Source organism: Jeotgalicoccus coquinae, from assembly GCF_014207425.1.
Classification (GTDB): domain Bacteria; phylum Bacillota; class Bacilli; order Staphylococcales; family Salinicoccaceae; genus Jeotgalicoccus; species Jeotgalicoccus coquinae.
Window position 1 is genome coordinate 115160 of sequence record NZ_JACHFF010000002.1, and the last position, 24441, is coordinate 139600.

Genomic DNA, 24441 nt, shown 5'->3' on the forward strand with positions numbered 1-24441 from the left:
GCTATTATTTCTCCGTTTTCAAGTGTAGTATATACCTTAACATATGCAAAAATGTAAGAAGGTGCAGTTATCATGAAGAAAAAATATCAACTCTATTTATTATATAGCAGTGTTTTCCTTGTTTTTCTAGGAATAAGTCTTGTCATACCGGTTCTGCCGTCAATTATGAATGAACTGGATATCAGCGGTGCCGAAGTCGGCTACTTAACCGCTGCCTTTGCTTTTACACAGCTTATTTTCTCACCATTCACAGGACGTGCTGCAGATAAGTTCGGCCGTAAAATTGCTATCGTTATCGGCCTGTTTATTTTCGCATTTTCCGAATTGTTATTTGGTCTCGGTAAAACCATCGAGGTATTGTTTGTTTCCCGTATGCTCGGCGGACTGGCCGGGGCATTTATTATGCCGGCGGTTACTGCATTTATCGTCGATATAACAACCGTCAGAAACCGTGCACGTTCTCTCGGTTATATGACTGCTGCAATTAACTTTGGATTCATTATCGGGCCCGGAATCGGCGGTGTGCTGGCTGAAGTTTCAACACGCCTGCCGTTCTTCGTTGCAGCAGTGCTCGGTTTAATCAGTGCATTGTTATCAGTGTTTATGCTGGAAGAGCCGAAGAATCTTAAAGAAGTTGCCGCAGATAAAACAGAAGTCACAACGAGTAATTTCAAAAAAGTATTTACACCAATATTCTTCATTGCTTTTCTCGTTATATTTGTCTCATCATTCGGTCTTGCAGCATTTGAATCATTCTTCAGTCTGTACTTCGACCGCAAACTCGGATTTACACCGACAGATATTGCCATTGCTATTGCAGGCGGTGCAATCATCGGTACATTCGCACAGATTGTACTGTTTGAGCCGCTGACCCGACGCTATGGCGAACTGAATATTATAAGGGTTTCGATTATATATACAGCCGTTCTCGTTTTCGCTATGACTTTCCTCGAATCATACTGGGGTGTCATGGCTGTGGCGTTTGTGATTTTTATAGGTTTTGATCTGATAAGACCTGCGGTCACAACATTCCTATCGCATATCGCTGAAGATAATCAGGGCTTTGCCGGAGGGATGAACTCGTTCTTTACGTCACTTGCAAATGTTATTGGTCCTGTTATCGCAGGTATACTGTTCGATATGAATCTGGACTATCCGTACTACTTCAGTGCAATCATTCTTGTTATCGGATTTCTTATTACCGTATTTTTCTGGCGCGATCCGCGGACGGGCCAACGTCATTCGAAAGTCTGAATTACGCCTCACAGCGACGTTTCAGCATGCCAAACACTTTTATTTTCATTGCGGCTTGTGTAATAATGTTTAATGGAATGAAAATATAAAAACATTTTTCGTATATTACTGGAGGGTTATATTCATGAAAGACGAAATTGTAGATGTAACGATAATCGGTGGAGGTCCTACTGGTTTATTCTCTACTTTTTATGCGGGCATGAGACAAATGTCTGTAAGACTGATAGATAGTCTGCCCGAGCTCGGCGGACAATTAATGGAATTATATCCGGATAAATATATTTATGATGTTGGCGGTTTCCCGAAAATCCTGGCGAAAGATTTAGTATCAAACCTGGTTTCACAAGCGCAGTATGCTGAACCTGAACTTCACCTCGGAGAAACTGTACAGTCATACGAACGTGAAGATGACCACTTTATTTTAAAAACTGATAAAGGTGAGTATCTTACAAGAACAATTTTAATTACAGCAGGCGTCGGTGCTTTCCAGCCGCGTAAAATCGGCCTGGATAACGAAGCTGATTTCGAAGGCACATCACTGCAGTACGCAGTCAGAGACCTTGAGAAATTCAGAGATAAAGATGTAGTTGTCCTCGGCGGCGGAGACTCTGCACTGGACTGGTCACTGATGCTTCAGGAACTGGCTAAATCAGTAACACTTGTACACCGACGCAACCGATTTACAGCACATGAAACAAGTGTACAGCAAGTTATGGATTCTCCGGTTAATGTTAAGACATCACTGAATGTTACGGAGATTAAAGGTGAAAACGGACAGATTGATGAACTGGTACTGACTTCAAAAGACGGTACTGAAGAAGTGATTAAAGCAGATCAGCTTATCGTTAACTTCGGTAACATTTCGTCGCTTGGACCATTAAAAGAATGGGGCCTTGAACTTGAAAAGAACTCGATTAAAGTTAACCCTCATATGGAAACAAACATCCCGGGCATCTTTGCTGCAGGCGATATAACGACGTTCGAAGGTAAAGTTAAACTGATTGCAACAGGCTTCGGTGAAGCGCCGGTAGCAATCTCATATGCTAAATCTTCTTACGATCCGAAATCACGCGTTCAGCCTAAACACAGTACGAGCGTGTTTAAGCAGGACTAATATAAAAAAACGGCTGCATAAATAATATGCAGCCGTTTTTTAATTGTTTCATGTGAAACCTCCGGCTTTTGTTAGCCTGTCACCAGCCGTAATCCGATAACTGCAATAACTATCATCGATAAGTACATCACCCGTTTATAACTCGCTGATTCTCTGTAAAAGATAATACCGATTAACGCACTGCCCACTGTTCCGATTCCTGTCCATACGGCATACGCAACACCTAAAGGAATTGTTTCCATCGCTGTACCAAGGAGTGCCAGACTAATCGGAAAACCGATAAGAAGTGTCAGCCAGCCGCTCAGTTTTTTACCCTGTCCGATTAATGACATTCCTGTCACACCGGCTACTTCCATCAGACCCGCAAGTATTAATATAATCCAGCTCATTTAGCATCCTCCTCATGATCCGTCACTGTTTTCAATCCGATAACTCCGAATACGAGCAGTGCCACAAATATAATAATTCCGATATTAAACGCACCGTCAAAAACAATAATATCAACGAGCACTGTACCTACCGCACCGATTCCAACAAATACCGCGTACACTGTACTCGCAGGCATTTTCGTCGAAACATATACGAGAAGCCCGAAGCTGACAATAATTGCAATAACTGTCAGACTCCATTCAAACCATGAATCTGCATACTTCAATCCGGTCGCCCAGCCAATTTCAAACATCGCTGCAATAATTACTAATAACCACATAAAATAAACTCCTATTTTTAAAATTTATAAGAATTGAGAATAAAAAAAGCCCGGAAGAATAACTTTCGTTACTCTCCCAGGCTTTTATCCTTCCGTGTACTGGAAATCACTCCAGCGTTCTCTCTCGGTCCAGACTTAAATAGTTTAACGGAACCCTAGAGAACTTCTTATTCAGTTATCTACACTATAATTTATTATTTCTCCTCAGTCAACCTGCACGTTTGTGCTGATTACACCGTAATGCACTTTGCTCGTCTTTCTGATCTGTTGTTTAAAGCCGAATTGTTCAAATCGGGAACTTCTGAAATGGTCTTTCAAAACAACCTTTTTTGATGCTACACGTTTCGCTTCTTCGATTGCAATTTCAGACAGTGTTTCTGTATCTGTGACTGACGTAATTGTCCGCAGACTTTGCGAATTACTGATTTCCTCACCGAACATCGGATCAAAATATACAATATCAAAACTGTTATCAGGCAATCTTTTTAAATATTCTTCATGATTAACATAAAGTGCTTCCACACTTCTCATTGCCCGGTTAATACTATCGTTGTTTGCATTATATGAGACGAGACCTTCTTTAGTCAGCAGATACAATATAAAGCTGTGCTCCAGTGCAGTGACCTGCCCTGCCGGTCCTACGGTCATTGCAGCAATAACACTGTCTGCGCCGAGCCCCATCGTACAGTCTAAAAATGACATCCCCGCTTTCAGTTCCGCTGCCTCAACAAGAGCATCGTGTTCATTATTTAATAATCTTTTTGCACGCACCATCGAAAAGTTAGGATGGTATTTAACAGACCCGTCATTGGAAATTGTTGAAATACTTAATTCATCATTTCCGACGACCAGTATATCGTCATCATAACGCTCTTTCAACTCTTTGACAGAGCGCTTTTTGCGCATTATGAATTCCAGTTCGTAACGCCCGGCGATATCCTTCGCTTTCTGCAGTGTAATCTCATTATATCTGCCGCCTGTTGTAACTATCATCGTCTTTCCCCGTTCTGTATAAATTGTTTATCAGTATAGTTTACCATGGTACTATTAAATTAAATAAGATAAACGGAGGATGGATTATGACAATAAAGAAGAAACTTACCAAAGCAGAAAAAGAGGAACTTCTGAACACACTTGAATCCCGTTTCAATACTCACAAAGAACGTCATGAAAACATTGAATTTAATGATGTCGCTGCCAGGCTCAGTGACAAGCAGCTTGCTGTACTTCATAATATGGAATCGACTGAAGGTGAACCTGACGTTATCGAAATGGACGGGGAACTCTACTTCGCAGACTGTGCCAAAGAAAGTCCAAAAGGACGCCGCAGCGTCTGTTATGACAGAGCTGCACTGGAAAAAAGGAAAAAGAATAAACCTGAAAACTCAGCGATGGATCTGGTTAAGGAAATCGGTTTTGAAATGCTGACAGAAGGTGATTACAGAACACTGCAGCAATTCGGCGACTTTGATCTGAAGTCTTCAAGCTGGGTTGCTACACCTGCTGATATTAGAGATCTCGGCGGCGCACTTTTCTGCGACAAACGGTACAACACAGTATTTCTGTACCATAACGGTGCCGATTCATATTACAGTGCCCGGGGTTTCAGAGGAAAGTTAAAAATATAAGAAAAAGACGGCAGATGCCGTCTTTTATTTTTCTTCAATATATTCTTTTATCACCGCTGCCTGATTATGTTCTGTATCTTTTGCCGCATATAATAATGTGACATTGTGACCGTCAGAATCCTTTTTAATCTGATTAACCAGTTCTTTTTGATTTTTTAATTCTTTCCTGTATTTCTTTTTAAACTCTTCCCACTTATCAGGATCATGGTCAAACCATTTTCTTAAATCCGCAGAAGGTGCGATATCCTTATACCATCCGTCGTGTTCCAAATCTTCTTTTTTAACGCCGCGCGGCCATATTCCGTCCACTAAAATACGCTTGCCGTCCTGCTGTGAAACATCATCATAAACACGTTTCAATTTCAACATGAAATCATCTCCGGACAATATAATATATTATTCTATACCCGTGTTATTTCTTTTCATGCATTGCTTCTTCCCTTGTTTTATTTAAAATCATATAATCCAGTTCTTCTTTGGTCATTGATTTTAATGTCTTATATTTCACTGCAAGGAAGATTAAACCAAGTACTGTCCATGCCAGCAGTGCATAGTATGACGGTGCTGTTAATGCTGCCGGTGAACCCGGGAATAACAGCAGTACAAGAAAGACCAGTGAAATGATTACTCCAAGTCCGCCGAATATTACATAGACCATATTACGGTGTTCTCTCGCACTGAAAAACTTCACTGATACTGCGCTCGTTGCCAGGAATGCAACAGATACACCTACAGAAGACATATCCACAATCCAGCTTAATGCCGTTCTTCCAAGCCACGGTGCAATTAAACATACAATCAGTACGAACAGCACTGCGTAGTGAGGTGTTTTATTTTTCTTATGTACCTTCGCAAAGACAGCCGGTACAAAGTTTGCACGCCCCATTGCGAAAATCAGTCTGGAAGATGACATGTAGAAACCGTTAAGTCCCGTAAATATACCAAATGAAATCGCGAATGCCAGGAACACCATTCCGACGGTTCCCATCGATGACTGAATAACAGAACCTGTCACCCATACTGCTCCATCCATTGAGTTCTGATCCGGATAAATCCAGGATGTTACTAAAATCATTGCAACGTAAGTTAAAATAGATGCGATAATTCCAAACACAATTAGTTTAAATGTTTTATCCGCGCTGAATTTAAACTCTTCAGCTGCCTGCGGAATATTATCGAAACCGACATACATCCATGGTGCAATCGCAACGATTAAAATAATTGAAGTCCATATGCCGGCTTCATTATTAAACAGCGGCTCTGCATTCTGCAACGCGAACTCCCCGGAGAAGAATGATGCAACGAACAATCCCGAGACAACAAGTGCCATGAACATGCAGAATATAAACTGCAGATTCCCTGACAGCCCCGAACCTTTCATACTGATTAATGCGAATACGACAAGTATCGCAGAAGACAGTACAACTTCCATAATATAAACGTCCCAGCCTGCAATCGTATACAAATAGCCAATTTCCAAAAAGTCCGGCAGTACGAATTTAAATAGCAGACTGAACGCACTCGCATTCAGTGCAACGACACATATATAACCTAAAACTAAAAACCATGCCGCGATAAATGCACTGACTTTCCCGAATCCGGCGTATGTAAATGCAAATTCTCCGCCCGATACAGGGAATTTAGCTGTCAATGCACCATATCCCACTGCAATAATCAGCATTAACAGACCGCCGATGGTAATACCGAGTGTTGCTCCAAGTGTACCTGATGAAATCAGCCAGTCTCCGGGTAAAATAAATGCTCCCCAGCCGATCGATGAACCATAAGCTATCGCCCATATAAATCGTTTCGACATCGTATGATCCAGTTCCGTTCTCGTCTGATGATCAGCAGACATATTCCCAACTCCCAATTTGTCTATTTATTCTTGTGAATAAGTATCGCATAGTGAAAGTACGCCGGCTAGTCCTTTTCAAGAATGACCAGGTGCTCTGAAATGATAGTATCTCCTTCATTCAGCATTATCTGAATACCGGATTCCGGATTCAGTTCAGCATCCGGATCTGCAGCATAAAAGCTGCTCATACCTTCAGTATTCATATATACTTCGCCTTCAGAATCACTCCGCTTAACAGGCAGTTCATCCGTATAAAGCGTATATTCCCCCGCTTCAATATTATCACCGACAGTATGAATACCTGCCGGAATCTTCGTTTCAAATTGTTCTGTTAAAGGTTCAAGTAAAATATTCCCCCGTCTTGTAACATACTCAACACGAAAACCTTCCTCCAGTTCCAGTACAACTTCAGTATTGTAGCTGTTCAGTGCGGTTTCCAAAATCCTGATATCGTCTTCATCATATACAACAATGGCCGAAGCATTTTCCGTTGAAGCAATGTAGCGGCCAGGTGCAATCTCTTCACCGGTCATATACTCTCCCGGCTCCAATGTAATCTCCGCCCCGCCGGTGATACCGGTAAATTCTGTATTACTGTTTAAGAAAGCATAACGGGATTCCAGTCCGTCAGTTTTTAACAGATTTTCTTCTTCAAAAGCTTTTACTGCTTCTTTATCTGTTGTTATTTTTTCTCCATCATAAGATTCACTCATAATGCCGTTAAAACTGCAGCCCGTTAAAAGCAGGACAAAAGGAAGCAGAACACTAAACCGTTTCATAGCTTCTCTCTCCTTTATAAATACGCAGATAATGCTCGTGTGTACCGAGGGCACCCAGCGATACTTCAGCACGGCTGTACTGTTTTAATGTACACATCGTTTCAAACACTTCCTTTTCAGACATATTATCCGCAGGAATGCATATACGGTCGCCGTCAAGATACAGTGTGCCTGCTTTAAGGTCCAGATGCTTTAATTTATCTTCTGAAATATACCCTTTCACATACTCTCTGTGAGATTCTTCCCTGTCGTATGTGTAATAGATGCTCTGCTCGTTCAGGAAATAAATCTGATCCGCGTAGTCATCCAGGTTTTCAAGCAGGTGGGATGCTACGATAATAATCTTACCGTCTTCTTTAATTTCCTGTAGCACCGAGCTCACGAGCTCAACGTTCACCGGATCCAGGCCGTTCATAATTTCATCCATAAACATAATTTTCGTATCGGCAGCAATCATCATCGCAAAACACAGTCTCTGTCTCATCCCGAGTGAATATGTTTTCACTTTATTTTTTACATAATCTTTCATGTTCAGACGGCTGATAACTGCATCAATATTGCTGCTGCCGGGATTCCATATGTCCCGGTACATCTCTATATGTTCAACTCCCGAGAAGTCTTCATAAAGCTCCGCCTGATCCGGGAAAAACGTAATTTTACTGTGCAGGGCTTTAACATCCCCAGTCGTGTTTTTATAAACTTTATCATCGATTAAAATCTCTCCGGAGTTAATCGGAATAAAACGGATAATCGCATTAAATAACGTCGTTTTCCCCGTACCGTTCGGCGCAACGAGACCGATAATCGTATTATCCGGGATATTAAAATTTACTTCTTTAAGCACTGTGTTCGTACCGTAATTAATAGTTAAATTTCTGACTGTCAATGACATTAGTTTCTTCTCCTTTCGAGCTTCCCTGTACGCGTCGGTATCAGTTTAAAGATAAAGTAAAACAGAACTTCAACGATTATATACAAGATGCCAAGGCTGATAATCAGCTTCGTAATTGTGACATCTTTTAATGATCCCCATGAGCCTTCCAGCACTGGAATAATTTGCAGATACAGGAACGGATTCCAGCTCGCAGCAGGGCCTGTGAGTGCGAAAACATACGGCAAATAAAATACCGCAACAACGATTGTAATCGTCAGATAGATATTTCTAAACACCCATGACAAACCGGTGGACAGCTTAACGATAATATAACTCAGTCCCATTGTAAGCAGCAGTGCAATGGCCGCATATTCCATGATGCTGATATACACCGTCTCTTCACCTGCATACAGCGGCACCGGGTAATTCAATGTTCCGCTGTCAGCCAGCAGTGTACTGAAAAAATACGACAGCCCGATTCCGGCAAGTGTAATAATCCAGATCAGCCCCCAGCTGATAAACGTCCGCTGCCTCCACTGATGTGCCCATGAATACGGTATTCCCTGGGAAATACTCCAGTTCGACTCCTGGTCTTTCGAGAAACGATCCGCACCGAATATCGCTGCAATTATAAATATAAAGATGCCGGAAACTATATTGATTAAATTAAAAAGCACAAGTGACGGCGATAAAGGATTCCAGTCAATATCGACATTATTCTCTTTTAAATAAGTTAAAAACTTAAGCTCATTTTTAATATCCTGCTCACTCGGCATAAATGACAGCAGCAGTTCCTGTGATTCAAAATCATCCGCTTCGTAGAAGTACAGACGGTTTTCTGCAAGTTCGAGGCCCTGATCAACATAATCGCTGACGACGTTCTCCAGCCCCTCTACAGTATTCCCTTCCTGCTCACCTAAAATATAACGCTGCATACCGATAATGCTCTGCTGGCGCGCAAGTTTATCGTATACTTTCTGCCCGGTTTTTGTTTCGAAATGATTTTGGGGAATTGCATGGAAAATCTGCTGAGTATCTTCATATTCACTGCGCAGTTCGTCGAGCGGCAGTGCAGGTGAACGATCCTGATAGAACGCCGAGTAGCTTGCGAGGAAAAGAAACAGCGACACCAGCAGTATTCTTACTTTCCAGTCTCTTATAATTTTAAGAAAGTCCCATTTAAACAGTTTCATTTAATCCACCTGCCTTGCGAACTTCTGACGGGTCATCCAGCCGGCAAGAATTCCAAGTATGATTTCGGTAATAATAATTGTAACGGTAAGGACAATCAGACCGGTTTCAAAAGTAAAGTTATTCGACAGCGTTAAAAAGTTCTGCCGGCCGCTTAAAATATTTCCAAACTCAAAGTAGTTCTGCGGAAATAAATGAGCTCCGATACCGAGAAAACGGTCTTCGCCTCCGCCGCTGTACAGTCTGTTAAATGCAACGATTACAAATCCTGCAATCATCACGATTACATCATGCCTGAATACTAATGAGAGCGCTGCATTTAAACGGATAAATAAATATACGAGTACTGCCGTTATAATCAGCGACTGCATAATGAAAGCAGTAATCGGCTCAGTAAAGAAGTTCTCTTCACCTGCACGATAGCCTCCATTGAATTCGTAATGTGTGTTCGCAAGTGAAAAATCTCCAAAACCGTAAAGCAGTGAGATCAGCAGGAAGAAAAACGCGAGCAGTACAGCAAAGCCGGACATAATAATGAAGAACACCGACAGTGACTGATAAAATATGTATTTTCTCCAACCCAATGGCTGTCCCGCCTTTAAAGTATGATGCTTCCGGTCATCGACCAGTACTTCACTTGCTGTAAAAATAGTTATAAATAAAATAATTAATGGTCCGTAGTTTAAGAAAAATGAGTACAGCTGCTGAATTCCAGTCTTGCCGTTAAATTCATGTGTAGTCGGATTTTCTATATCCCGAAGTGCTGAGAGATTGCTTTCGATAACCATTCTTTCAAAATCCATTTCCAGAAACTGTCCGGAATGTTTCTGTTCGGCGTAATCTTTTAACGCTGCCTGTGTGAAGAGAGGTACACCATTGCCGCTTTTCAGTTCCAGCAGCCTTGATACATCGCCTTTTTGCAGCGCATCATAATACTTAAAGTTATATTCATAATCGTACTTCGCGAGACTGTATGTATCGACACCTGTAAAACTGTTGACTGCAATATCACCTGAGTCCAGCCTGCTTTCTTTCATACCGTACGCCGATTCTGTTTCCAGAGTCAGTTCATCCGTATCGATTGTCAGCGGATTATTGAGGTTGGGCAAATATATAAATGAATACAGTATGATGCCGAGAAAAGCCAGTAAAAATATTAATCTGTTCTTTTTATTACGGTATATCTTTTTAAATGTTTCCAAAAACACGATTTTAAACATTGGCCATCTCCATCTGCAATTTATTCTGAGGCATTTATAACTATTATAGAAAACGCTCCCATAATTTACAAACTAATTCAGAGATTCTTTGTTGTATGTCCCATAGAATTATATTATTCTTAGTTTACTTAATTACAGTCAGGAGAACTCATAAATGCTTACTGCTTTTCTTCACGGCTTTATTCTTTCAGCAGGACTTATACTTCCGCCGGGAGCCCAGAATGTTTTCCTTATTAATCAGGGTGCCAACCATAAAAATTTCATTCATGCCCTGCCGGCAGTTATTGCTGCAGGACTCAGCGACACACTACTGATTGTACTTTCAGTGGCAGGTGTTTCACTAATTATTTTATCCGTGCCTGCACTGCAGCTCGGCATGTATATTATCGGTTTTATATTTTTAACTTATATGTCAATATCACTGTGGTTTACTAAAGCGGAAACTGCACAGGCGCCGGTAAAACTTTCGCCTTATAAACAGATTGCCTATGCATTGTCGGTATCTTTATTAAATCCGCATGCAATTCTCGACACTGCAGGTATTATCGGCACCAACTCAACTGCATATACAGACAATGCGCTTATCGTCTTCACCATATCCTGCATCGCCGTCTCGTGGCTCGCTTTTATCATTCTCGTACTGCTCGGCAGAGTACTCGGCAGCATCGATACCGATGGTAAAATCACTTTATATATTAATAAAATATCAGCTGTCGTCATCTTCATTATTGCGTGCTTTATTCTCATTAATATTATAAAAATGATTTAACTGAAGAACTGTCCGGCGAAGACTGGAGTCTAAGTATTCCCTTACCTGATAAAACAATCAGCTCGCTTGAGATCAACAGCATTCTGACTCACGGCAAGGAAGGCGCTGCAGAAACAGCTGTTACCTCAGACGGTGAGATGTATCAGGCTGCATATTTTATCGCTTTTGAAAGCCATAAAAAAGATGAGAAAATTAAAAGCATCACCGTTTATACTAAATAATTGAGTTTTTCACGACCTATTCAGGGTAAATACAAGTATCACTTCCAAAAAGGAAAGAGGACGTAATATGAAAACTATTATGAGACTAATACTTGCGGCTGTTTTCGGTATCGCAGGTGTCGCACACTTTACACGATCTGAAGGATTTAAAAATATTGTTCCGCATTACTTGCCGTTTAAAGACTTTATCGTTAAAGCAAGCGGGGTCGCAGAACTGATAATCAGCTTCCTGCTGGTTATCAAACGCCCGGGAAGTATTATGAAATCTGCAATCAACAGTTTTCTGATGCTCGTGCTTCCTGCAAATATTTATATGGCTCAGAATGCACTGCCGCTCGGCAGTATTGATGTACCGAAACCGCTGTTATGGGCAAGAGTCCCGCTGCAGTTCGTTCTCATTAAAATGGTAAATAAATTATAAAGAGGTAATTTAAATGCAGACTTCATATCATACGAAAGATAACCATGTATATCAGAAAGTGATGATTCGGATTGATAATACTCCCGAGAATATTTTTCCGTCACTTGGAACGACTAAAGGAATCCAGAAATGGTTCCCGGAACTGTCGTTCAAAGGCACTGAGCGGATGCTTTTCCAGCTGGAAAAAGACGTATTTGAAGAGATGGACATCTTACGTTATGAGAACCCGAACTTTATTCACTTTACATGGGCAGATGGCGAAGTGGAAATACTGCTGGAAGCTCAGGAAGAAGGTTCACAGCTTGTCCTGAATGAACGGCTGCCTGTATCGTTCGAACATGCCGCACGCGACTTTGCGGGCTGGCAGTTCAAAGTAAAAAGTATTAAAGATATTGCTGAAGACCGCGAAGCGCCGGAAATGGATGAACAGCAGTTTGAAGCAATTCAAAAAGAAATCGAAAAAAACCTGAACTTATATAATAAAGGATAATGACAATATGTCATTATCCTTTATTATTGTGCAGTTTCTTCTTTATCTTTGTTAGATATATTCATCACAATGACCCCGAGAATTATAACGCCCAAGCCGATAATATTTACTGTCGACAGATGCTCATTAAACAAATATACACCGATAATCCCTGCTCCTGCTGTACCAAGTCCCGACCATACGCTGTATGCAATGCTCAGCGGGATTGTTTTAAGTGCACCGATTAAACATGTAAATGATAACCCGAAACAAATCAGCATAATAACTGTAGGTGTTGTGTTTGTAAATCCATTCGATAAATTAAGCAGCGTTGTTCCCGTCACTTCAAACGTTATTGCTCCCATTAAAAATAATGCCGCTCTCATGACAGCACCTCCCTATACTCTCATCAATATCAAACCGATAATTAATAATATTATGCCGGCAACCGTCGTTGGCCGGATTTCTTCTTTAAATACAGCAAAGCCGATAATGGCAGTCAACATCGTACCGACACCGCTCCATGCCGCGTAGGCAAAGCTGAGCGGCAGTGTAATCAATGCCAGTGACAGCATATAAAATGCAAACATATAACCGGCAACGATGCCGATAATCGCTTTTTTGGAATTATTTACCGCTGTTAATTTCATCATGCTGGAGCCAAAAACTTCCGATATAATTGCACCTGCTAAATAAACCAGTCCCAATGTATTCACCTCTTAAAATATAAAGCTCTTCTTTCTTTAATCTTCCCATGACACTATACCATCTGTCATTTTATACACCTTTATAAAATATATAATGACAAATATTTCATCCTTTTTGGCAACTATAATTGTCAAAAAGACAAATAAATGTTACATTATAAATACAGATATATATGTCACTGAAAAATTCGAAGCGAGGGTGAAGATATGAGAACAAGATTACGCGAACTTCGTGCGAGAGACAGTTTAAACCAGACCCAGCTCGCAAAGCTTGCTAAAGTATCACGGCAGACGATCAGCTTAATCGAACGTGAAGAGTATATCCCGTCGCTGCTAATAGCAAAACGTATGGCTAAAATATTTAACGAACCAATCGAGAGTATTTTTATATTCGACGAGGAGGAGTTATAAATGAAATTCACATTGAAAATAATTCTGTATGGTACAATCGGTTTTGCTGCCGGTTATCTGACACTGGAACTCCTTTACGGCAGAAATACAGATGCTACTTTAGAAGTTATATACTACTGGCTGAGTATCGTGATGATTGTTCTCGCTGCCGCACTGCTGATCTATGCATTTATACGCCGCAGAAAACTCATCAAACTGACTAACGATAAAAACCGCACAATGAACGAAGATGATTTTGATGTATACAGCTACAATGCATTTAATATAATTACAGTCACTACTGCTGTGCCGCTTGTACTGTCACTTATAGCACTGGCTATTCAAACGATGGCTGCTGAAAACCCGTGGCTTGTCGGATTCACGATAATATTACTGTTCATATCAGGCTTTATGAATCTGCAGGCATCGGCACTTATTAATATAATTTATCCGGATAAAGATTTACCTGAACCCGGCGATAAAAAATACAACCAGAAACTGCTCGCTGCTTCAGATGAAGGTGAATTATTTATTATGACTAAAGCATTGTACAGCTCATGGACACTCACATCAATGCTGTTATTTTTCGCAATGATTATGATGATATTTTACTCATTCGTTACAGATGAATCACAGATTTTCAGTATTGTAATCATCGGTTTAATTATGATTATAAGTCAGCTTAAATACTCATATGAAATCAGAGAAAAATAGATTAACTGAAAGTCCCCGCAAGTATGCAGGGGCTTTTTTGTATTGGAAAATTAGTTTCCTGTTTTTATAATTTTATTGAAATAATCAACCTAAATTTAATTTCTATTAATAATTCTGAATATTTTGTGTATAATGGCATTTATGCAATAGATTGCTTTACATCAAAACAATTCGGGAGGGTTTTAATTTATGACTACGAAGAAAAAAAATAAGAAATTTGTTATGCCTCATATTTACGTAATTCTATTTGCTCTGATTACAATTTCCGCCATTGCGACCTACATAGTTCCGTCAGGTTCCTATGACCGTCAGGATATTGATGGACGTTCTGTAATCATTCCGGATACCTTCAGCTTCGTCGAACAGAGCCCGGTTGGTATTCTTGAGTTTATGACTGCAATACCGCGCGGTGTTGAACAGACCATTGCAATTATTTTCGGTATTATGGCTATCGGTGCACTCTTCAGAGTCATTGAAAAAGCCGGAATTATCGATTTAATTATTAATTTCCTAATCCGTTCGTTCGGCAACAAAGGAATGCTGATTATTCCTACCATCGTTATTCCTTTAGCAATATTCGTAACATTAACAGGGAATATAGAATCCTCTCTTATATTCTTACCGGCACTGTTGCCGCTGTTCTTAAAACTCGGATATGACCGGATGGCCGCAACCGGTACTGTGCTTATGGCAACAGTAGTCGGTTTTACAATCGCTCTGACAGCACCGGCTAACCTTGGTACAGCACAGACGATTGCCGAACTTCCGCTTTACTCAGGTATCGGTTACCGTATGATTATCCTTGCTGTAATGACAATTATCGGTATTCTTTTCATTATGAATTATATTAGAAAAGTGCAGAAAGATCCGACTAAAACGTTAATTACTGATGATGTCGATGACTCTCAGTTTATTAACGATGATACGGACCGGCCTGAACCATCAACACGTACATATATCGCTACAGGGACGTTTATCATTGCGTTAGGGTTTATGCTTTTTGGTATTTTTCAGTATCAGTGGTATTTCATTGAACTTGCAGGATTCTACCTGCTTGCTGGTATTATCTGCGGACTTATCGCAGGCTTAAAGCCGTCAGGCATTGCTGAAGCGATGAATGAAGGTATTCAAAATATTATCCTCGGTGCACTGATTGTTGGTATTGCACGTGCAATTTCAGTAGTTCTTGAAGATGGTGTGATAATGGATACTGTAGTTTACGGCCTGAGCCTGGTAATTACAGCAATTCCTGAAACTATGGTTCCTGTCGCGATGATGATTGTACAGGGTCTGATTAACTTCCTGATTCCTTCAGGGAGCGGACAGGCAGCAGCAACGATGCCGATTATGGTCGGACTGGTCGACTTAACGGATATGACGAGACAAACAGCAGTATTAGCCTTCCAGTTAGGTGATGGTTTCTCAAACATCTTCTATCCGACATCAGGATACTTTATGGCAGCACTTGCGATTGCCAAGATTAAATATACTGACTGGATTAAATTCATTTGGCCGCTGCTCGTAATATGGTATTCTGTAGGAGCAGTGTTCCTAATCATTGCATACTTCATGAACTGGGGTCCATTCTAGAGAAATTAGTAAGGATGAGAATTTATGAGATGCGGTACGAAACGGTTTGAAATAACTGTAGAAAAAGATAACAGAATTGCGACGCAGGAAATCTGTGCGCGCAATCAAATCGATGCACGAAAAATATGCCGCCGTATGTTCGGCGATGACGAAGTTGTTATATCCGTCAGAAGAAAAAAGTAATATGATTGAAGATAAAGTTTGATAAACCGCTTGAAATTCCGTCTGCCGGGATTTTGAGCGGTTTTTTGCGGATGGTGCTGGAGCGATGCTGCTCTGGCGTTCTATGAAGAACGCTCATAGAATTTCTAAACACTCCGGACTCCTATGATGAGCGCTCATAGAATTTCTAAACACTGCGGATTCCTATGATGAGCGCTCATAGAACTTCCAAACTCTCCGGATTCTTATGATGAGCGTTCATAGAACTTCCAAACTCTCCGGATTCCTATGATGAGCGCTCATAGAACTTCCAAACACTACCCCTGCACAAAAAAACGGAAAACCCCTCAGGTTCTCCGCTTCACTCTTCACATCAACTCTACCACTTCTCTATATCGTCACGAATACTGTATTCCTGTTTTTCACCGTGCCGCTCTTCAAGTTTACTCTCGACGTCTTTCAGCGATACGCCTTCATTATTCAGCATCACCAGCATGTGATACAGAAGATCACTCGTCTCATCGACAAGTTCCTGTTTATCTTTATTTTTCGCAGCGATAATAACTTCCGTCATCTCTTCACCGCATTTTTTCAGGATTTTATCGGCACCTTTATCGATTAAATATTTAGTGTAAGATCCTTCTTCAGGGTTCTGAATTTTGTTCTGTACTGTGCGCTCCAGCGTCTGCAGGCTGAAATAGTCATCGTTAAAACAGCTTTGTGTGCCTGTGTGGCATGTTGGACCGTGCGGCACAACTTCTATCAGCAGTGCGTCCTGATCGCAGTCCAGCTGCATTGAAACAACTTCCTGCACGTTACCGCTCGATTCACCTTTTTTCCATAATCGTTCTTTGGAACGCGAGTAAAACCAGACGACATTGTCTGTTTTCGTTTTCTCAAAAGCTTCTTTATTCATAAAGCCGTTCATCAGCACCTGCTTTGTATTCGTATCCTGCAGTATGACTGACAGCAGCCCGTTATTTTTACTGAAATCCGGTTTCACTGCACACGCACCTCGAATCCATCGTCAGCGAGCGCTTGTTTTAACTCACCAATCTGCACTTCTTCTCTATGGAATATTGATGCTGCAAGTCCTGCAGCTACTTTCGTTCTGCCGAAAAGATCTTTAAAGTGACCGATGCTGCCGGCACCGCCGCTCGCAATAACAGGAATGCTGACCATGTCTGCTGCCTGTTCTAAAAACTCAAGATCGAAGCCGCTCTTCACACCGTCGTGGTCCATGCTTGTAATCAGCAGTGCTCCCGCTCCGAGCTGTTCGCACTCAGCTATCCACTCTGCTGCTTTTTTATCTGCACGTTTCGTACCGCCGTGTGTATAGACATAGTAGTCTTCAAGGTCATTGCTGAACTTGACATCTACAGCAATAACAATACTTTCACTGCCGAATTCTTCTGCTGCTTCACGGATAAACTCCGGGTTGGATAATGCTGCAGAGTTAATGCTGACCTTATCAGCTCCTGCTTCAAGCAGCTGTTTAATATCATCTTTTGTTTTGATACCGCCGCCGATTGTCAGGGGAATTGATAACACGCTTGCTGTTTCGCGAATCGCATCAAGCATCAGTGCGTGGCCTTCCTGAGTTTTCGAGATATCCAGGAAGACAAGTTCATCTGCACCTTCTTCGTTATATCTTTCAGCAAGCTCCGCCGGTTTGCCGATGTGCTGCAGGTCGACGAAGTTAACACCTTTAACTACTGCACCGTCTTTAACGTCGAGACATGGTATTATTTTTTTCTGCATTATTCAATCCCCTCCCAAAATTCATCAGTGTGACTGGATTTACCTACGATTGCCTCGGTTATGCCAAGACTCTCCAGCTTATCAAGATCTGCTTTATTTCTTACACCGCCGCTTGCGACTACTTTATGACGGGTTAAATCGTTAATTCGTGCTGTATTTTCAAAGTTCGGCCCAAGTCCCATACCGTCTTTATTTATATCCGTATAGATAATTCCGGCCAGGTCCAATGCTTCGATTTCAGCTAAGTATTCATCTATTTTAACGCCGCTGTTTTCAGTCCATCCGTTAATGTAAATGTCATCTTCCTTTGCATCCACGCCCACGAATATTTTCCCGGGAAATTTTTTAACCGCTTCAGTCAGCCACGGCACATCAATAATTGCACGTGTGCCGAGTATAAAATACTCAACGCCCATTTCATGATACTTCCCGATTGTTTCAAGTGAACGCAGCCCGCCGCCGATTTCAAGCGGCAGTGAGGACTGCTCTGACAGTTTTTTTACAAGATTTGATTCCAGTGCTTCCTGTTTCAGTGCACCCATTAAATCAACGACGTGAATTCTCGTTACCGATTTATATCCTGCATAGAACTCGAGTGCTTCTTCAGGCGTTCTTTTCATCTGTGATTTTTTCTCGTAATCCCCTTGTGACAAACGGACGTTCTGACCGTCAATTAAATCTATCGCCGGAATAATATTCATGTGAAAACTCCCTTTTCCTATGCTGTTTTAATCTGTATATTATTACTCTACTCAATAACACCTTTTGAAGATGGTACGCCACTAACTGAAGCCTTCAGTGCAATCTTCAGGCTGCGTGCAAAGCCTTTGAATATCGCTTCGATTTCATGATGTGAGTTGCCTGTTTTTAAAAGATCGATATGCAGTGTCATTCTCGAGTTCATTGCGACTGCATTAAAGAACTCTTCTGTAAGTTCCGTATCAAAGTCGCCGACTTTCTCTCTCGAAATAACTGCATTAAAGCTGAGGTGAGGTCTGCCTGATAAATCAAGCACGACACGTGCAAGTGATTCGTCCATCGGCAGGTACATTGAACCGTAGCGCTGATAGCTTTCTTTTTCAGCATACAGCTCTCTCAGCAGCTGACCGAGCACTATACCGATATCTTCAACAGTGTGGTGACCGTCAACGTATAGATCACCTTCCGCCTTAATATTTACGTACAGTTCCGAGTGAAAACTGAACAGTGTCAGCATGTGGTCAAAAAATCCGATGCCCGTATCTATTTCAGACTCTTTAAAGTCCTTTTCATCATCTATTTCAACACTTAATTTTGTCTCTTCCGTTTCTCTGTCTTTGCTGTACCTAGTCATACGATTTCCCCCACTCTGTAATCAGTTCTTTCAGTCTCGGATACTCATCTTCATCGATAATTGAAAAACGTGCGGCATTTTTTAAATTCGGTTCATCGTACACTCTGCCCCTGTAGCCATTTTTATAAAGATATTCATATAAATCTTTCGCTTTGTCACCGTAAGTAAATACAAAGTTTGTATGCGTGGGTTTAATTTTTATGTGGCGGCGCACTGTTTCAAATGCGTCAGCAAGCGACTGCTGCAGTTTCTTCTGGTATTCAAACCAGTCGTTCAGCTGAGCCTCATTGCTGAGTATTTCACTGCCCAAATTTAAAGTTAAACTGTTTAACGGATACGGGTGATTAATTCTCGTAATCGTTTCATAAGTTTTTCCTTTTGCGATAACGATACCGATTCTTAAGCCTGCCAGACCGTATACTTTGCTCATCGTACGGACGATAATGATGTGCTCGCCTTCCGGTACCGGGTGATCCAGTGCAAATTCACCGTATGCTTCATCAATTACTAAGTATCCTCCAATCGATTTCATTGCATCCGCAAGCTCATTAATAAAATGACTCGGCAGCAGTACGCCTGTCGGATTATGCGGATTGGAAATAAAGAATACCGATGGTTTCTTAGCTTTAATTTCACTGATTGTTAAATCATAATCGAACGAATAATCTTCACGGGACGGTACTGAGTAATACCGGAATCCCACCTGATTGGTATAAATCTGATACATGAAAAAGTCCGGATTCAGTGACATTACACCATTTTTCCCCAGTGTCATAATAATTTTCTGCAGCCATTCATCCGAACCATTTGCCACTTCAATGTTTTCCGGTGAAAAACCGTTACGTTCTGCATACAGTCTTTTGAAACGTGTCAGTTCCTCTTCCGGATACACTTCAATATTTGTACGGTTGACCGCCTTAATAATCTGTTCTTTTGAAAGTGGTGACTTCGGTGAAGTATTTCTGTCCATACTGATCATATTATCGCTCCGTTCTAATATTTAGTGATTCATAGTGGGCATCGAGCCCTTCTTTTTTCGCAATTGTCTTCGCAGCATGTGCGATATTATTATATGTTCCCTCTTTCAGGTTAATCACTGCATGACTTGTTAAAAAATCATTTACATTCAGTCCGTGACTGAAACGTCCGGTCTGATTGGTCGGCAGTACGTGTGACGGCCCTGCTGCATAATCACCAATTGCTTCCGGTGAGTATTTGCCGATAAAGACCGCTCCGGCATAACGGATTTTACGGCTGATTGCCTGCTGATCCGTATGCTGGATAGAAACATGTTCCGGCGCAATGAAGTTAATAACTTCTATCAGGGCTTCCTGTGTATCAGTAATTTGATAATGATTATTTTTCAGTGATTCACGAATAACATCCGCTCTTACCTGAGTGTCGATCAAACGGTCTACTTCACTTTGAATGCCGTCAACAACATCCTGATTATCTGAGAGCAGGAAAGTTCGTGCGTTCACGTCGTGTTCAGCCTGTGCAAAAATATCGTATGCTATGGCTGTATAATCTGCTGATTCATCGACGTACAGCAGAATCTCACTCGGTCCTGCGATCATATCGATACCGACATCACCGAATACCTGTTTTTTCGCCAGAGCAACGTACTTGTTACCGGGACCGACTATCTTATCGACCTTCTTAATAGACTCTGTACCGTAAGCAAGTGCGGCTATAGCCTGGGCCCCCCCCACTGTATAAACTTCAGTAACGCCTGCAAGATACAAAGCGGCGAATGTAATATTTCCTTCTGTAAATGTCGGCGTTACAGCAACGATATTTTCTACTCCGGCCGCTGCAGCCGGAACTGCTGTCATCAGTACACTTGAAGGATATAACGCTGTACCTCCCGGAATGTAAATGCCGATACGTTCCAGCGGATGATAAACATAAGAGAACTCACCATCTTCAAAATCTTTATATTTTATCGACTGCTGATAGTCGGCAATACGTTCTTTAATAAGTATCAGCGAATTTTGTTCCTGTTTGCTTAAGTTATCAAAACTGCTTTTCAGTTTTTCAACAGGCACTTTAAATTCCTCGATTTTCCGGCCGTCAAACTGAGCAGTATATTTTCTTAATGCCTCATCTTTGTTCCGTTTGACATCTTCTATTATAGTGAGTACATTTTCTAAGCTCTCCTTATCTGTGCTGTCTTCAGCCGTAAAATTTTGTTTAAACGTCTCCGCATTCATTCAATCACTCCAATTTCGTTTAAAAACTCATAGATGCTGTCCTCTTTCGTATAGAACGTCTGCTTATTCGCAATCAGACGTGCCTGTACATCGAGAATCTTTTCGTATTCAATCAGACCGTTATCGCGCAGCGTATTTCCTGTCTGGACGATATCCACAATACCGTCTGCCAGACCGAGTATTGGTGCAAGTTCCACTGAACCATTCAGATGAATCAGCGATACAGGCTGCTGCTGTGCGTTAAAGTACTTTCTCGAAATATTCGTATACTTGGAAGCTACCGTGTTGAAATGTTCAACATCAGGCGGTCCCGCAAGTGCGAAATGGCATTTGCCGAATGGAAGTCCTGATACGTTTAAGTAGCTGAATACTTCTTCTTCAATAATATCACTGCCGACGATACCGATATCAGCTACACCGCGTTCGACATAGACAGGAACGTCGGGTCCTTTTGCAAAGATAAAACGGATGTCATCAACAATCGTATAGAGTGCACGTGATTCATCTTTTAACACTTTGCTGTATTTATACAGTTCATATTTTTCCAGATATGAAACGAAGTCATCAAACAAACGTCCTTTGGATAATGCTACTGTAATCATAAAAGCCCTCCGTCTGTCAGGTTTAGTGCGATGCCGAATGCATTACTGTTATATTCTCCGCCGCTTAATATTGCTGAGTTTGAATTTAAAAATGCCTGGAAATATAAACCGTTATAATAGTTTTGCGGTGAACGGAATGACAGATCCAGGATGAATTTTGTTTCTTCGTCTGCCATTTTTTCTTTTAAGTGTGAAATTGCCTGCATCACTTCTGTATCTCCAAAAATACTACTGACCATTTTAAACTGATCGCTGACTTTCGCGCTCATTATTTTATATAAGTCGTGATCTTTGCCGAGCAGCTCACGAAGTTCTGAGATATTCTTTGTATAGACTAGCTGACGCACTGTATCAGGCAGTTCATATTTTTCAATGAACAAATCAATCAGCTGATCGTTATTTATAACAAGTGTTTTAATTGATGTCTCTGCACATTCTTCAACAAAGTCCATATGCATTAAGAGCGCATTTATAATGTCTTCTTCCCCGACTTTATAAATTTCGACTCCTGCCTGATAGAACGATTCGTTCTCTCTGACAACCGGTCCGAAATAACCGAAACGTGTATCGTCTGAGTAAAAGTTGCTGTTGAAATTCAGCAATGTACGTGTCCAGTCGCTGCGGATTGCATACATTGCGTTGTTTCTTTCAAATACGACACTCGTCGGATGATGATATTTATCATCCATGGAAAATGGTTCTATCATGTTCATATCAACCAGGGTGTAGCCTGTTTCATCCAGGAGACTCATATATTTTTCTCCAAGAGCCAATCTTTGCAAAATGAATTTGTTGTTTGTCATAAATACTCTCCTTTAGCACTTTAGCGAGATAAAGAATTACCAATAAATAAAATAGTAACAAAGATATTTCATCTGCACAACCATTTTCTTTATCACTTTAGTATGTTAAAGTGTTTATACAATTATTTTTACGGAGTTGAGGCTATGCAGATAGATAAATTAAAAGGTCAGGAACTGGATGATCTGTTCGATGGCATTTTGTCGCTCGAGACAAAAGAAGACTGCTATAAGTTTTTTGACGATATTTGCACTTCCAATGAACTTGTTGCCTTGAAGCAGCGTTTTCAGGTTGCAAAACTTATTGATGAAGGTAACACTTATTCCAAAGTTCAGGAGACAACAGGCGCATCAAGCGCCACTGTATCGCGTGTAAAACGCTGTCTGGACTATGGCAGTGAAGGCTATCGCACTGTTCTGGACAGAATAAAATAACGATATGCGTTATTTTATTTTCTACAGTTGTGAACACAAGTTCACAACTTTTTTTATTACAGCCGCTTTTTATTTGAATTCCGGCGTACGGATGATATATAGTGATTCAATCATTGAAACACCGCAAAATACGCAGAGTATATATAAAGCTCTGTCGGACTATGAGGGATATCAAAATGGCTGAAAAGAAAAGATTTACTGAAATTGACGCACTCCGTGGCATCGCTGCTATGGTCGTCGTACTGTATCACTATATTGTTTTTTATGATGAGAAATTTGGACATTTAAAAGAGAACTATATCGATATACTGTCTTTCGGACATTACGGAGTCCAGCTGTTTTTTATAATCAGCGGCTTCGTTATTTACATGTCGGTATTAAAAGTAAAATCAACATCAGACTTTTTAACGAAAAGAGCAATACGACTGTATCCGACTTATATATTTGCGATTATCGTAACAGCTTTCATTGTCGGTCTGTCATCTGTCGATACGCTTAAAACAGGGGTAGTCGATACGTTTATTAATATGACCATGTTTCAGGACTTCTTCGGTATTAAAAACGTCGATGGTGTGTACTGGTCACTCCGTGTGGAACTGACATTCTATCTGTTAATGGCGCTGCTTCTGATTTTTAATCTGCAGAAGAGAGTTATGCTGTTTACCGGTATCTGGCTCGGAGTATCTGCGCTGATACAAATTACAAATGGGATTGCAGGTACAGAAACAACTGCATTGCTTGAAAAGTTCTCAATGTCGAACTACTGTCAGATGTTTATCATCGGAATTATGTTTTACTACATTTGGCAGCATGGCAATCATTTGAAATATTACCTTATGATTGCCGCTTCACTGATTTATGACTTTTCATTTGAAGGAATGACGAACGGTTTATTCACTGTGTTTTTCATCTTTGTATTTTATCTGATACTGAATGATAAAATGCAGTGGCTGAAATCCGATACACTGGTATATCTCGGGGCATTATCGTTCCCGTTATATTTAATTCACCAGAATATAGGCTATGTAATTATTCAAAAGCTGGAATCACTCGGATTCCTGCATGAAGTATTTCTGGTTATTCCGCTCGGAATCAGTCTTGTCATTGCACACTTGATACTGAATTATGTGGAGAAACCAAGTCACAATGTGCTGTTTAAACTTTATAAAGAGAGACAGCTGGCTATGCCTTATATATCGAGATGAAAAAAAGACGCCCGTATACAGG

At 40.9% G+C, this 24441-nt stretch carries 31 protein-coding genes and 1 riboswitch; of the genes, 12 read left to right on the plus strand and 19 right to left on the minus strand.

Annotation, left to right across the window (positions count from 1 at the left end; all coding sequences use genetic code 11):
* The first annotated feature begins 72 nt into the window (after nucleotides 1–72).
* Nucleotides 73–1254 (plus strand): MFS transporter, encoded by a 1182-nt coding sequence (locus HNR41_RS07100; protein ID WP_035809803.1) that lies wholly within the window; start codon nucleotides 73–75, stop codon nucleotides 1252–1254.
* Between the two features lie 124 nt (nucleotides 1255–1378).
* Nucleotides 1379–2368: an NAD(P)/FAD-dependent oxidoreductase gene (locus HNR41_RS07105; protein ID WP_184283155.1), complete on the plus strand. Its 990-nt coding sequence runs from the start codon at nucleotides 1379–1381 to the stop codon at nucleotides 2366–2368.
* Between the two features lie 71 nt (nucleotides 2369–2439).
* Here the strand turns inward: HNR41_RS07105 and HNR41_RS07110 are convergent, their stop codons facing one another.
* From HNR41_RS07110 to HNR41_RS07120, 3 genes are all read right to left on the minus strand, one after another.
* Nucleotides 2440–2757, minus strand: a complete 318-nt coding sequence (locus HNR41_RS07110) for a DMT family transporter (protein WP_184283157.1) — start codon at nucleotides 2755–2757, stop codon at nucleotides 2440–2442.
* A complete protein-coding gene (locus HNR41_RS07115) occupies nucleotides 2754–3077 on the minus strand; it encodes a DMT family transporter (RefSeq protein ID WP_184283159.1) in 324 nt (107 codons plus the stop codon). The genes HNR41_RS07110 and HNR41_RS07115 overlap by 4 nt, the downstream gene beginning before the upstream one ends.
* A 71-nt stretch (nucleotides 3078–3148) precedes the next feature.
* Nucleotides 3149–3247, minus strand: a riboswitch (guanidine-I (ykkC/yxkD leader).
* A 34-nt stretch (nucleotides 3248–3281) separates the two neighbouring features.
* Nucleotides 3282–4070 carry a class I SAM-dependent methyltransferase gene (locus HNR41_RS07120; protein ID WP_184283161.1) on the minus strand — a complete coding sequence of 263 codons (789 nt, stop codon included), beginning with the start codon at nucleotides 4068–4070 and terminating at the stop codon, nucleotides 3282–3284.
* Between the two features lie 86 nt (nucleotides 4071–4156).
* On the opposite strand from HNR41_RS07120, the gene HNR41_RS07125 reads away from it, so the two are divergent.
* Nucleotides 4157–4705 (plus strand): DUF4256 domain-containing protein, encoded by a 549-nt coding sequence (locus HNR41_RS07125; RefSeq protein WP_184283163.1) that lies wholly within the window; start codon nucleotides 4157–4159, stop codon nucleotides 4703–4705.
* Between the two features lie 24 nt (nucleotides 4706–4729).
* Here the strand turns inward: HNR41_RS07125 and HNR41_RS07130 are convergent, their stop codons facing one another.
* The 6 genes from HNR41_RS07130 to HNR41_RS07155 form a co-directional block, all read right to left on the minus strand.
* A complete protein-coding gene (locus HNR41_RS07130; RefSeq protein WP_184283165.1) occupies nucleotides 4730–5074 on the minus strand; it encodes a DUF488 domain-containing protein in 345 nt (114 codons plus the stop codon).
* A gap of 43 nt (nucleotides 5075–5117) precedes the next feature.
* Nucleotides 5118–6563 carry an APC family permease gene (locus HNR41_RS07135; protein ID WP_184283167.1) on the minus strand — a complete coding sequence of 482 codons (1446 nt, stop codon included), beginning with the start codon at nucleotides 6561–6563 and terminating at the stop codon, nucleotides 5118–5120.
* Nucleotides 6564–6628: 65 nt separating this feature from the next.
* Nucleotides 6629–7342: a hypothetical protein gene (locus tag HNR41_RS07140; RefSeq protein WP_184283169.1), complete on the minus strand. Its 714-nt coding sequence runs from the start codon at nucleotides 7340–7342 to the stop codon at nucleotides 6629–6631.
* A complete protein-coding gene (locus HNR41_RS07145) occupies nucleotides 7329–8234 on the minus strand; it encodes an ATP-binding cassette domain-containing protein (protein WP_184283171.1) in 906 nt (301 codons plus the stop codon). The genes HNR41_RS07140 and HNR41_RS07145 overlap by 14 nt, the downstream gene beginning before the upstream one ends.
* On the minus strand, nucleotides 8234–9409 hold the full coding sequence (locus HNR41_RS07150; RefSeq protein ID WP_184283173.1) for a hypothetical protein: 1176 nt from the start codon (nucleotides 9407–9409) through the stop codon (nucleotides 8234–8236). Before HNR41_RS07150 ends, HNR41_RS07145 begins: the two co-directional genes overlap by 1 nt.
* The gene (locus HNR41_RS07155; protein ID WP_184283175.1) at nucleotides 9410–10627 is read right to left on the minus strand and encodes a hypothetical protein; all 1218 of its coding nucleotides are present in this window, start codon (nucleotides 10625–10627) and stop codon (nucleotides 9410–9412) included. It abuts the gene before it with no gap.
* A 154-nt stretch (nucleotides 10628–10781) separates the two neighbouring features.
* Between HNR41_RS07155 and HNR41_RS07160 the strand changes: the two genes are divergently transcribed.
* The 3 genes from HNR41_RS07160 (at nucleotide 10782) to HNR41_RS07170 (ending at nucleotide 12528) form a co-directional block, all read left to right on the plus strand.
* Nucleotides 10782–11396 carry a LysE/ArgO family amino acid transporter gene (locus HNR41_RS07160; RefSeq protein WP_184283177.1) on the plus strand — a complete coding sequence of 205 codons (615 nt, stop codon included), beginning with the start codon at nucleotides 10782–10784 and terminating at the stop codon, nucleotides 11394–11396.
* Between the two features lie 288 nt (nucleotides 11397–11684).
* Nucleotides 11685–12038, plus strand: a complete 354-nt coding sequence (locus HNR41_RS07165; RefSeq protein WP_035809815.1) for a DoxX family protein — start codon at nucleotides 11685–11687, stop codon at nucleotides 12036–12038.
* Between the two features lie 13 nt (nucleotides 12039–12051).
* On the plus strand, nucleotides 12052–12528 hold the full coding sequence (locus tag HNR41_RS07170) for an SRPBCC family protein (RefSeq protein ID WP_184283179.1): 477 nt from the start codon (nucleotides 12052–12054) through the stop codon (nucleotides 12526–12528).
* A 23-nt stretch (nucleotides 12529–12551) separates the two neighbouring features.
* On the opposite strand, the gene HNR41_RS07175 is transcribed toward HNR41_RS07170, so the two are convergent.
* Both HNR41_RS07175 and HNR41_RS07180 read right to left on the minus strand, forming a co-directional pair.
* A complete protein-coding gene (locus HNR41_RS07175; protein ID WP_184283181.1) occupies nucleotides 12552–12893 on the minus strand; it encodes a DMT family transporter in 342 nt (113 codons plus the stop codon).
* A gap of 12 nt (nucleotides 12894–12905) precedes the next feature.
* Nucleotides 12906–13214, minus strand: coding sequence for an SMR family transporter (locus tag HNR41_RS07180; protein ID WP_035809817.1), 309 nt, complete (start codon nucleotides 13212–13214; stop codon nucleotides 12906–12908).
* 207 nt (nucleotides 13215–13421) lie between these two features.
* Between HNR41_RS07180 and HNR41_RS07185 the strand changes: the two genes are divergently transcribed.
* The 4 genes from HNR41_RS07185 to HNR41_RS07200 all read left to right on the plus strand — a co-directional run bounded on the left by HNR41_RS07185 (nucleotide 13422) and on the right by HNR41_RS07200 (nucleotide 16091).
* Nucleotides 13422–13625 (plus strand): helix-turn-helix transcriptional regulator, encoded by a 204-nt coding sequence (locus HNR41_RS07185; protein WP_035809818.1) that lies wholly within the window; start codon nucleotides 13422–13424, stop codon nucleotides 13623–13625.
* Nucleotides 13626–14318, plus strand: a complete 693-nt coding sequence (locus HNR41_RS07190; protein ID WP_184283183.1) for a DUF3169 family protein — start codon at nucleotides 13626–13628, stop codon at nucleotides 14316–14318.
* 189 nt (nucleotides 14319–14507) lie between these two features.
* Nucleotides 14508–15908, plus strand: a complete 1401-nt coding sequence (locus tag HNR41_RS07195) for a YfcC family protein (RefSeq protein WP_184283185.1) — start codon at nucleotides 14508–14510, stop codon at nucleotides 15906–15908.
* 24 nt (nucleotides 15909–15932) lie between these two features.
* Nucleotides 15933–16091, plus strand: a complete 159-nt coding sequence (locus HNR41_RS07200; RefSeq protein ID WP_184283187.1) for a hypothetical protein — start codon at nucleotides 15933–15935, stop codon at nucleotides 16089–16091.
* Between the two features lie 358 nt (nucleotides 16092–16449).
* Here HNR41_RS07200 and hisIE read toward each other — a convergent pair whose 3' ends face one another.
* The 8 genes from hisIE to HNR41_RS07240 are packed head-to-tail and all read right to left on the minus strand — an operon-like array spanning nucleotide 16450 to nucleotide 22782.
* Nucleotides 16450–17073 (minus strand): bifunctional phosphoribosyl-AMP cyclohydrolase/phosphoribosyl-ATP diphosphatase HisIE, encoded by a 624-nt coding sequence (hisIE, locus tag HNR41_RS07205; protein ID WP_184283189.1) that lies wholly within the window; start codon nucleotides 17071–17073, stop codon nucleotides 16450–16452.
* Complete coding sequence (hisF, locus tag HNR41_RS07210) at nucleotides 17070–17834, minus strand: imidazole glycerol phosphate synthase subunit HisF (RefSeq protein ID WP_035809823.1); 765 nt, start codon at nucleotides 17832–17834, stop codon at nucleotides 17070–17072. Before hisF ends, hisIE begins: the two co-directional genes overlap by 4 nt.
* Nucleotides 17831–18532 carry a HisA/HisF-related TIM barrel protein gene (locus HNR41_RS07215; RefSeq protein WP_184283191.1) on the minus strand — a complete coding sequence of 234 codons (702 nt, stop codon included), beginning with the start codon at nucleotides 18530–18532 and terminating at the stop codon, nucleotides 17831–17833. Before HNR41_RS07215 ends, hisF begins: the two co-directional genes overlap by 4 nt.
* Before the next feature lie 47 nt (nucleotides 18533–18579).
* A complete protein-coding gene (gene hisB / locus HNR41_RS07220; RefSeq protein WP_184283193.1) occupies nucleotides 18580–19164 on the minus strand; it encodes an imidazoleglycerol-phosphate dehydratase HisB in 585 nt (194 codons plus the stop codon).
* On the minus strand, nucleotides 19157–20143 hold the full coding sequence (locus HNR41_RS07225) for a pyridoxal phosphate-dependent aminotransferase (protein WP_184283195.1): 987 nt from the start codon (nucleotides 20141–20143) through the stop codon (nucleotides 19157–19159). Before HNR41_RS07225 ends, hisB begins: the two co-directional genes overlap by 8 nt.
* Before the next feature lies 1 nt (nucleotide 20144).
* Entirely contained in the window at nucleotides 20145–21377 is a 1233-nt protein-coding gene (gene hisD / locus HNR41_RS07230; RefSeq protein WP_184283197.1) for a histidinol dehydrogenase, read from the minus strand.
* Nucleotides 21374–21979, minus strand: a complete 606-nt coding sequence (gene hisG, locus HNR41_RS07235) for an ATP phosphoribosyltransferase (RefSeq protein WP_184283199.1) — start codon at nucleotides 21977–21979, stop codon at nucleotides 21374–21376. The genes hisD and hisG overlap by 4 nt, the downstream gene beginning before the upstream one ends.
* Entirely contained in the window at nucleotides 21976–22782 is an 807-nt protein-coding gene (locus HNR41_RS07240; RefSeq protein ID WP_184283201.1) for an ATP phosphoribosyltransferase regulatory subunit, read from the minus strand. The genes hisG and HNR41_RS07240 overlap by 4 nt, the downstream gene beginning before the upstream one ends.
* Before the next feature lie 144 nt (nucleotides 22783–22926).
* Between HNR41_RS07240 and HNR41_RS07245 the strand changes: the two genes are divergently transcribed.
* Nucleotides 22927–23214 (plus strand): YerC/YecD family TrpR-related protein, encoded by a 288-nt coding sequence (locus HNR41_RS07245; RefSeq protein ID WP_184283203.1) that lies wholly within the window; start codon nucleotides 22927–22929, stop codon nucleotides 23212–23214.
* 176 nt (nucleotides 23215–23390) lie between these two features.
* Nucleotides 23391–24419, plus strand: a complete 1029-nt coding sequence (locus HNR41_RS07250; RefSeq protein ID WP_184283205.1) for an acyltransferase family protein — start codon at nucleotides 23391–23393, stop codon at nucleotides 24417–24419.
* Nucleotides 24420–24441 lie beyond the last annotated feature (22 nt).

What these genes read in the sequence shown, in the direction of transcription:
- HNR41_RS07155 (WP_184283175.1), bottom strand. Translation starts at nt 10,627, where the DNA reads ATGTTTAAAATCGTGTTTTTGGAAACATTTAAAAAGATATACCGTAAT.
- HNR41_RS07165 (WP_035809815.1), top strand. Translation starts at nt 11,685, where the DNA reads ATGAAAACTATTATGAGACTAATACTTGCGGCTGTTTTCGGTATCGCA.
- HNR41_RS07115 (WP_184283159.1), bottom strand. Translation starts at nt 3,077, where the DNA reads ATGTGGTTATTAGTAATTATTGCAGCGATGTTTGAAATTGGCTGGGCG.
- HNR41_RS07240 (WP_184283201.1), bottom strand. Translation starts at nt 22,782, where the DNA reads ATGACAAACAACAAATTCATTTTGCAAAGATTGGCTCTTGGAGAAAAA.
- HNR41_RS07135 (WP_184283167.1), bottom strand. Translation starts at nt 6,563, where the DNA reads ATGTCTGCTGATCATCAGACGAGAACGGAACTGGATCATACGATGTCG.
- HNR41_RS07160 (WP_184283177.1), top strand. Translation starts at nt 10,782, where the DNA reads ATGCTTACTGCTTTTCTTCACGGCTTTATTCTTTCAGCAGGACTTATA.
- hisB (WP_184283193.1), bottom strand. Translation starts at nt 19,164, where the DNA reads ATGACTAGGTACAGCAAAGACAGAGAAACGGAAGAGACAAAATTAAGT.
- HNR41_RS07125 (WP_184283163.1), top strand. Translation starts at nt 4,157, where the DNA reads ATGACAATAAAGAAGAAACTTACCAAAGCAGAAAAAGAGGAACTTCTG.
- HNR41_RS07215 (WP_184283191.1), bottom strand. Translation starts at nt 18,532, where the DNA reads ATGAATATTATTCCGGCGATAGATTTAATTGACGGTCAGAACGTCCGT.
- HNR41_RS07140 (WP_184283169.1), bottom strand. Translation starts at nt 7,342, where the DNA reads ATGAAACGGTTTAGTGTTCTGCTTCCTTTTGTCCTGCTTTTAACGGGC.
- HNR41_RS07100 (WP_035809803.1), top strand. Translation starts at nt 73, where the DNA reads ATGAAGAAAAAATATCAACTCTATTTATTATATAGCAGTGTTTTCCTT.
- HNR41_RS07110 (WP_184283157.1), bottom strand. Translation starts at nt 2,757, where the DNA reads ATGAGCTGGATTATATTAATACTTGCGGGTCTGATGGAAGTAGCCGGT.
- HNR41_RS07250 (WP_184283205.1), top strand. Translation starts at nt 23,391, where the DNA reads ATGGCTGAAAAGAAAAGATTTACTGAAATTGACGCACTCCGTGGCATC.
- HNR41_RS07130 (WP_184283165.1), bottom strand. Translation starts at nt 5,074, where the DNA reads ATGTTGAAATTGAAACGTGTTTATGATGATGTTTCACAGCAGGACGGC.
- HNR41_RS07170 (WP_184283179.1), top strand. Translation starts at nt 12,052, where the DNA reads ATGCAGACTTCATATCATACGAAAGATAACCATGTATATCAGAAAGTG.
- HNR41_RS07120 (WP_184283161.1), bottom strand. Translation starts at nt 4,070, where the DNA reads ATGATAGTTACAACAGGCGGCAGATATAATGAGATTACACTGCAGAAA.
- HNR41_RS07195 (WP_184283185.1), top strand. Translation starts at nt 14,508, where the DNA reads ATGACTACGAAGAAAAAAAATAAGAAATTTGTTATGCCTCATATTTAC.
- HNR41_RS07200 (WP_184283187.1), top strand. Translation starts at nt 15,933, where the DNA reads ATGAGATGCGGTACGAAACGGTTTGAAATAACTGTAGAAAAAGATAAC.
- HNR41_RS07190 (WP_184283183.1), top strand. Translation starts at nt 13,626, where the DNA reads ATGAAATTCACATTGAAAATAATTCTGTATGGTACAATCGGTTTTGCT.
- HNR41_RS07150 (WP_184283173.1), bottom strand. Translation starts at nt 9,409, where the DNA reads ATGAAACTGTTTAAATGGGACTTTCTTAAAATTATAAGAGACTGGAAA.
- HNR41_RS07105 (WP_184283155.1), top strand. Translation starts at nt 1,379, where the DNA reads ATGAAAGACGAAATTGTAGATGTAACGATAATCGGTGGAGGTCCTACT.
- HNR41_RS07245 (WP_184283203.1), top strand. Translation starts at nt 22,927, where the DNA reads ATGCAGATAGATAAATTAAAAGGTCAGGAACTGGATGATCTGTTCGAT.
- hisD (WP_184283197.1), bottom strand. Translation starts at nt 21,377, where the DNA reads ATGAATGCGGAGACGTTTAAACAAAATTTTACGGCTGAAGACAGCACA.
- HNR41_RS07185 (WP_035809818.1), top strand. Translation starts at nt 13,422, where the DNA reads ATGAGAACAAGATTACGCGAACTTCGTGCGAGAGACAGTTTAAACCAG.
- HNR41_RS07175 (WP_184283181.1), bottom strand. Translation starts at nt 12,893, where the DNA reads ATGAGAGCGGCATTATTTTTAATGGGAGCAATAACGTTTGAAGTGACG.
- HNR41_RS07145 (WP_184283171.1), bottom strand. Translation starts at nt 8,234, where the DNA reads ATGTCATTGACAGTCAGAAATTTAACTATTAATTACGGTACGAACACA.
- HNR41_RS07225 (WP_184283195.1), bottom strand. Translation starts at nt 20,143, where the DNA reads ATGATCAGTATGGACAGAAATACTTCACCGAAGTCACCACTTTCAAAA.
- hisG (WP_184283199.1), bottom strand. Translation starts at nt 21,979, where the DNA reads ATGATTACAGTAGCATTATCCAAAGGACGTTTGTTTGATGACTTCGTT.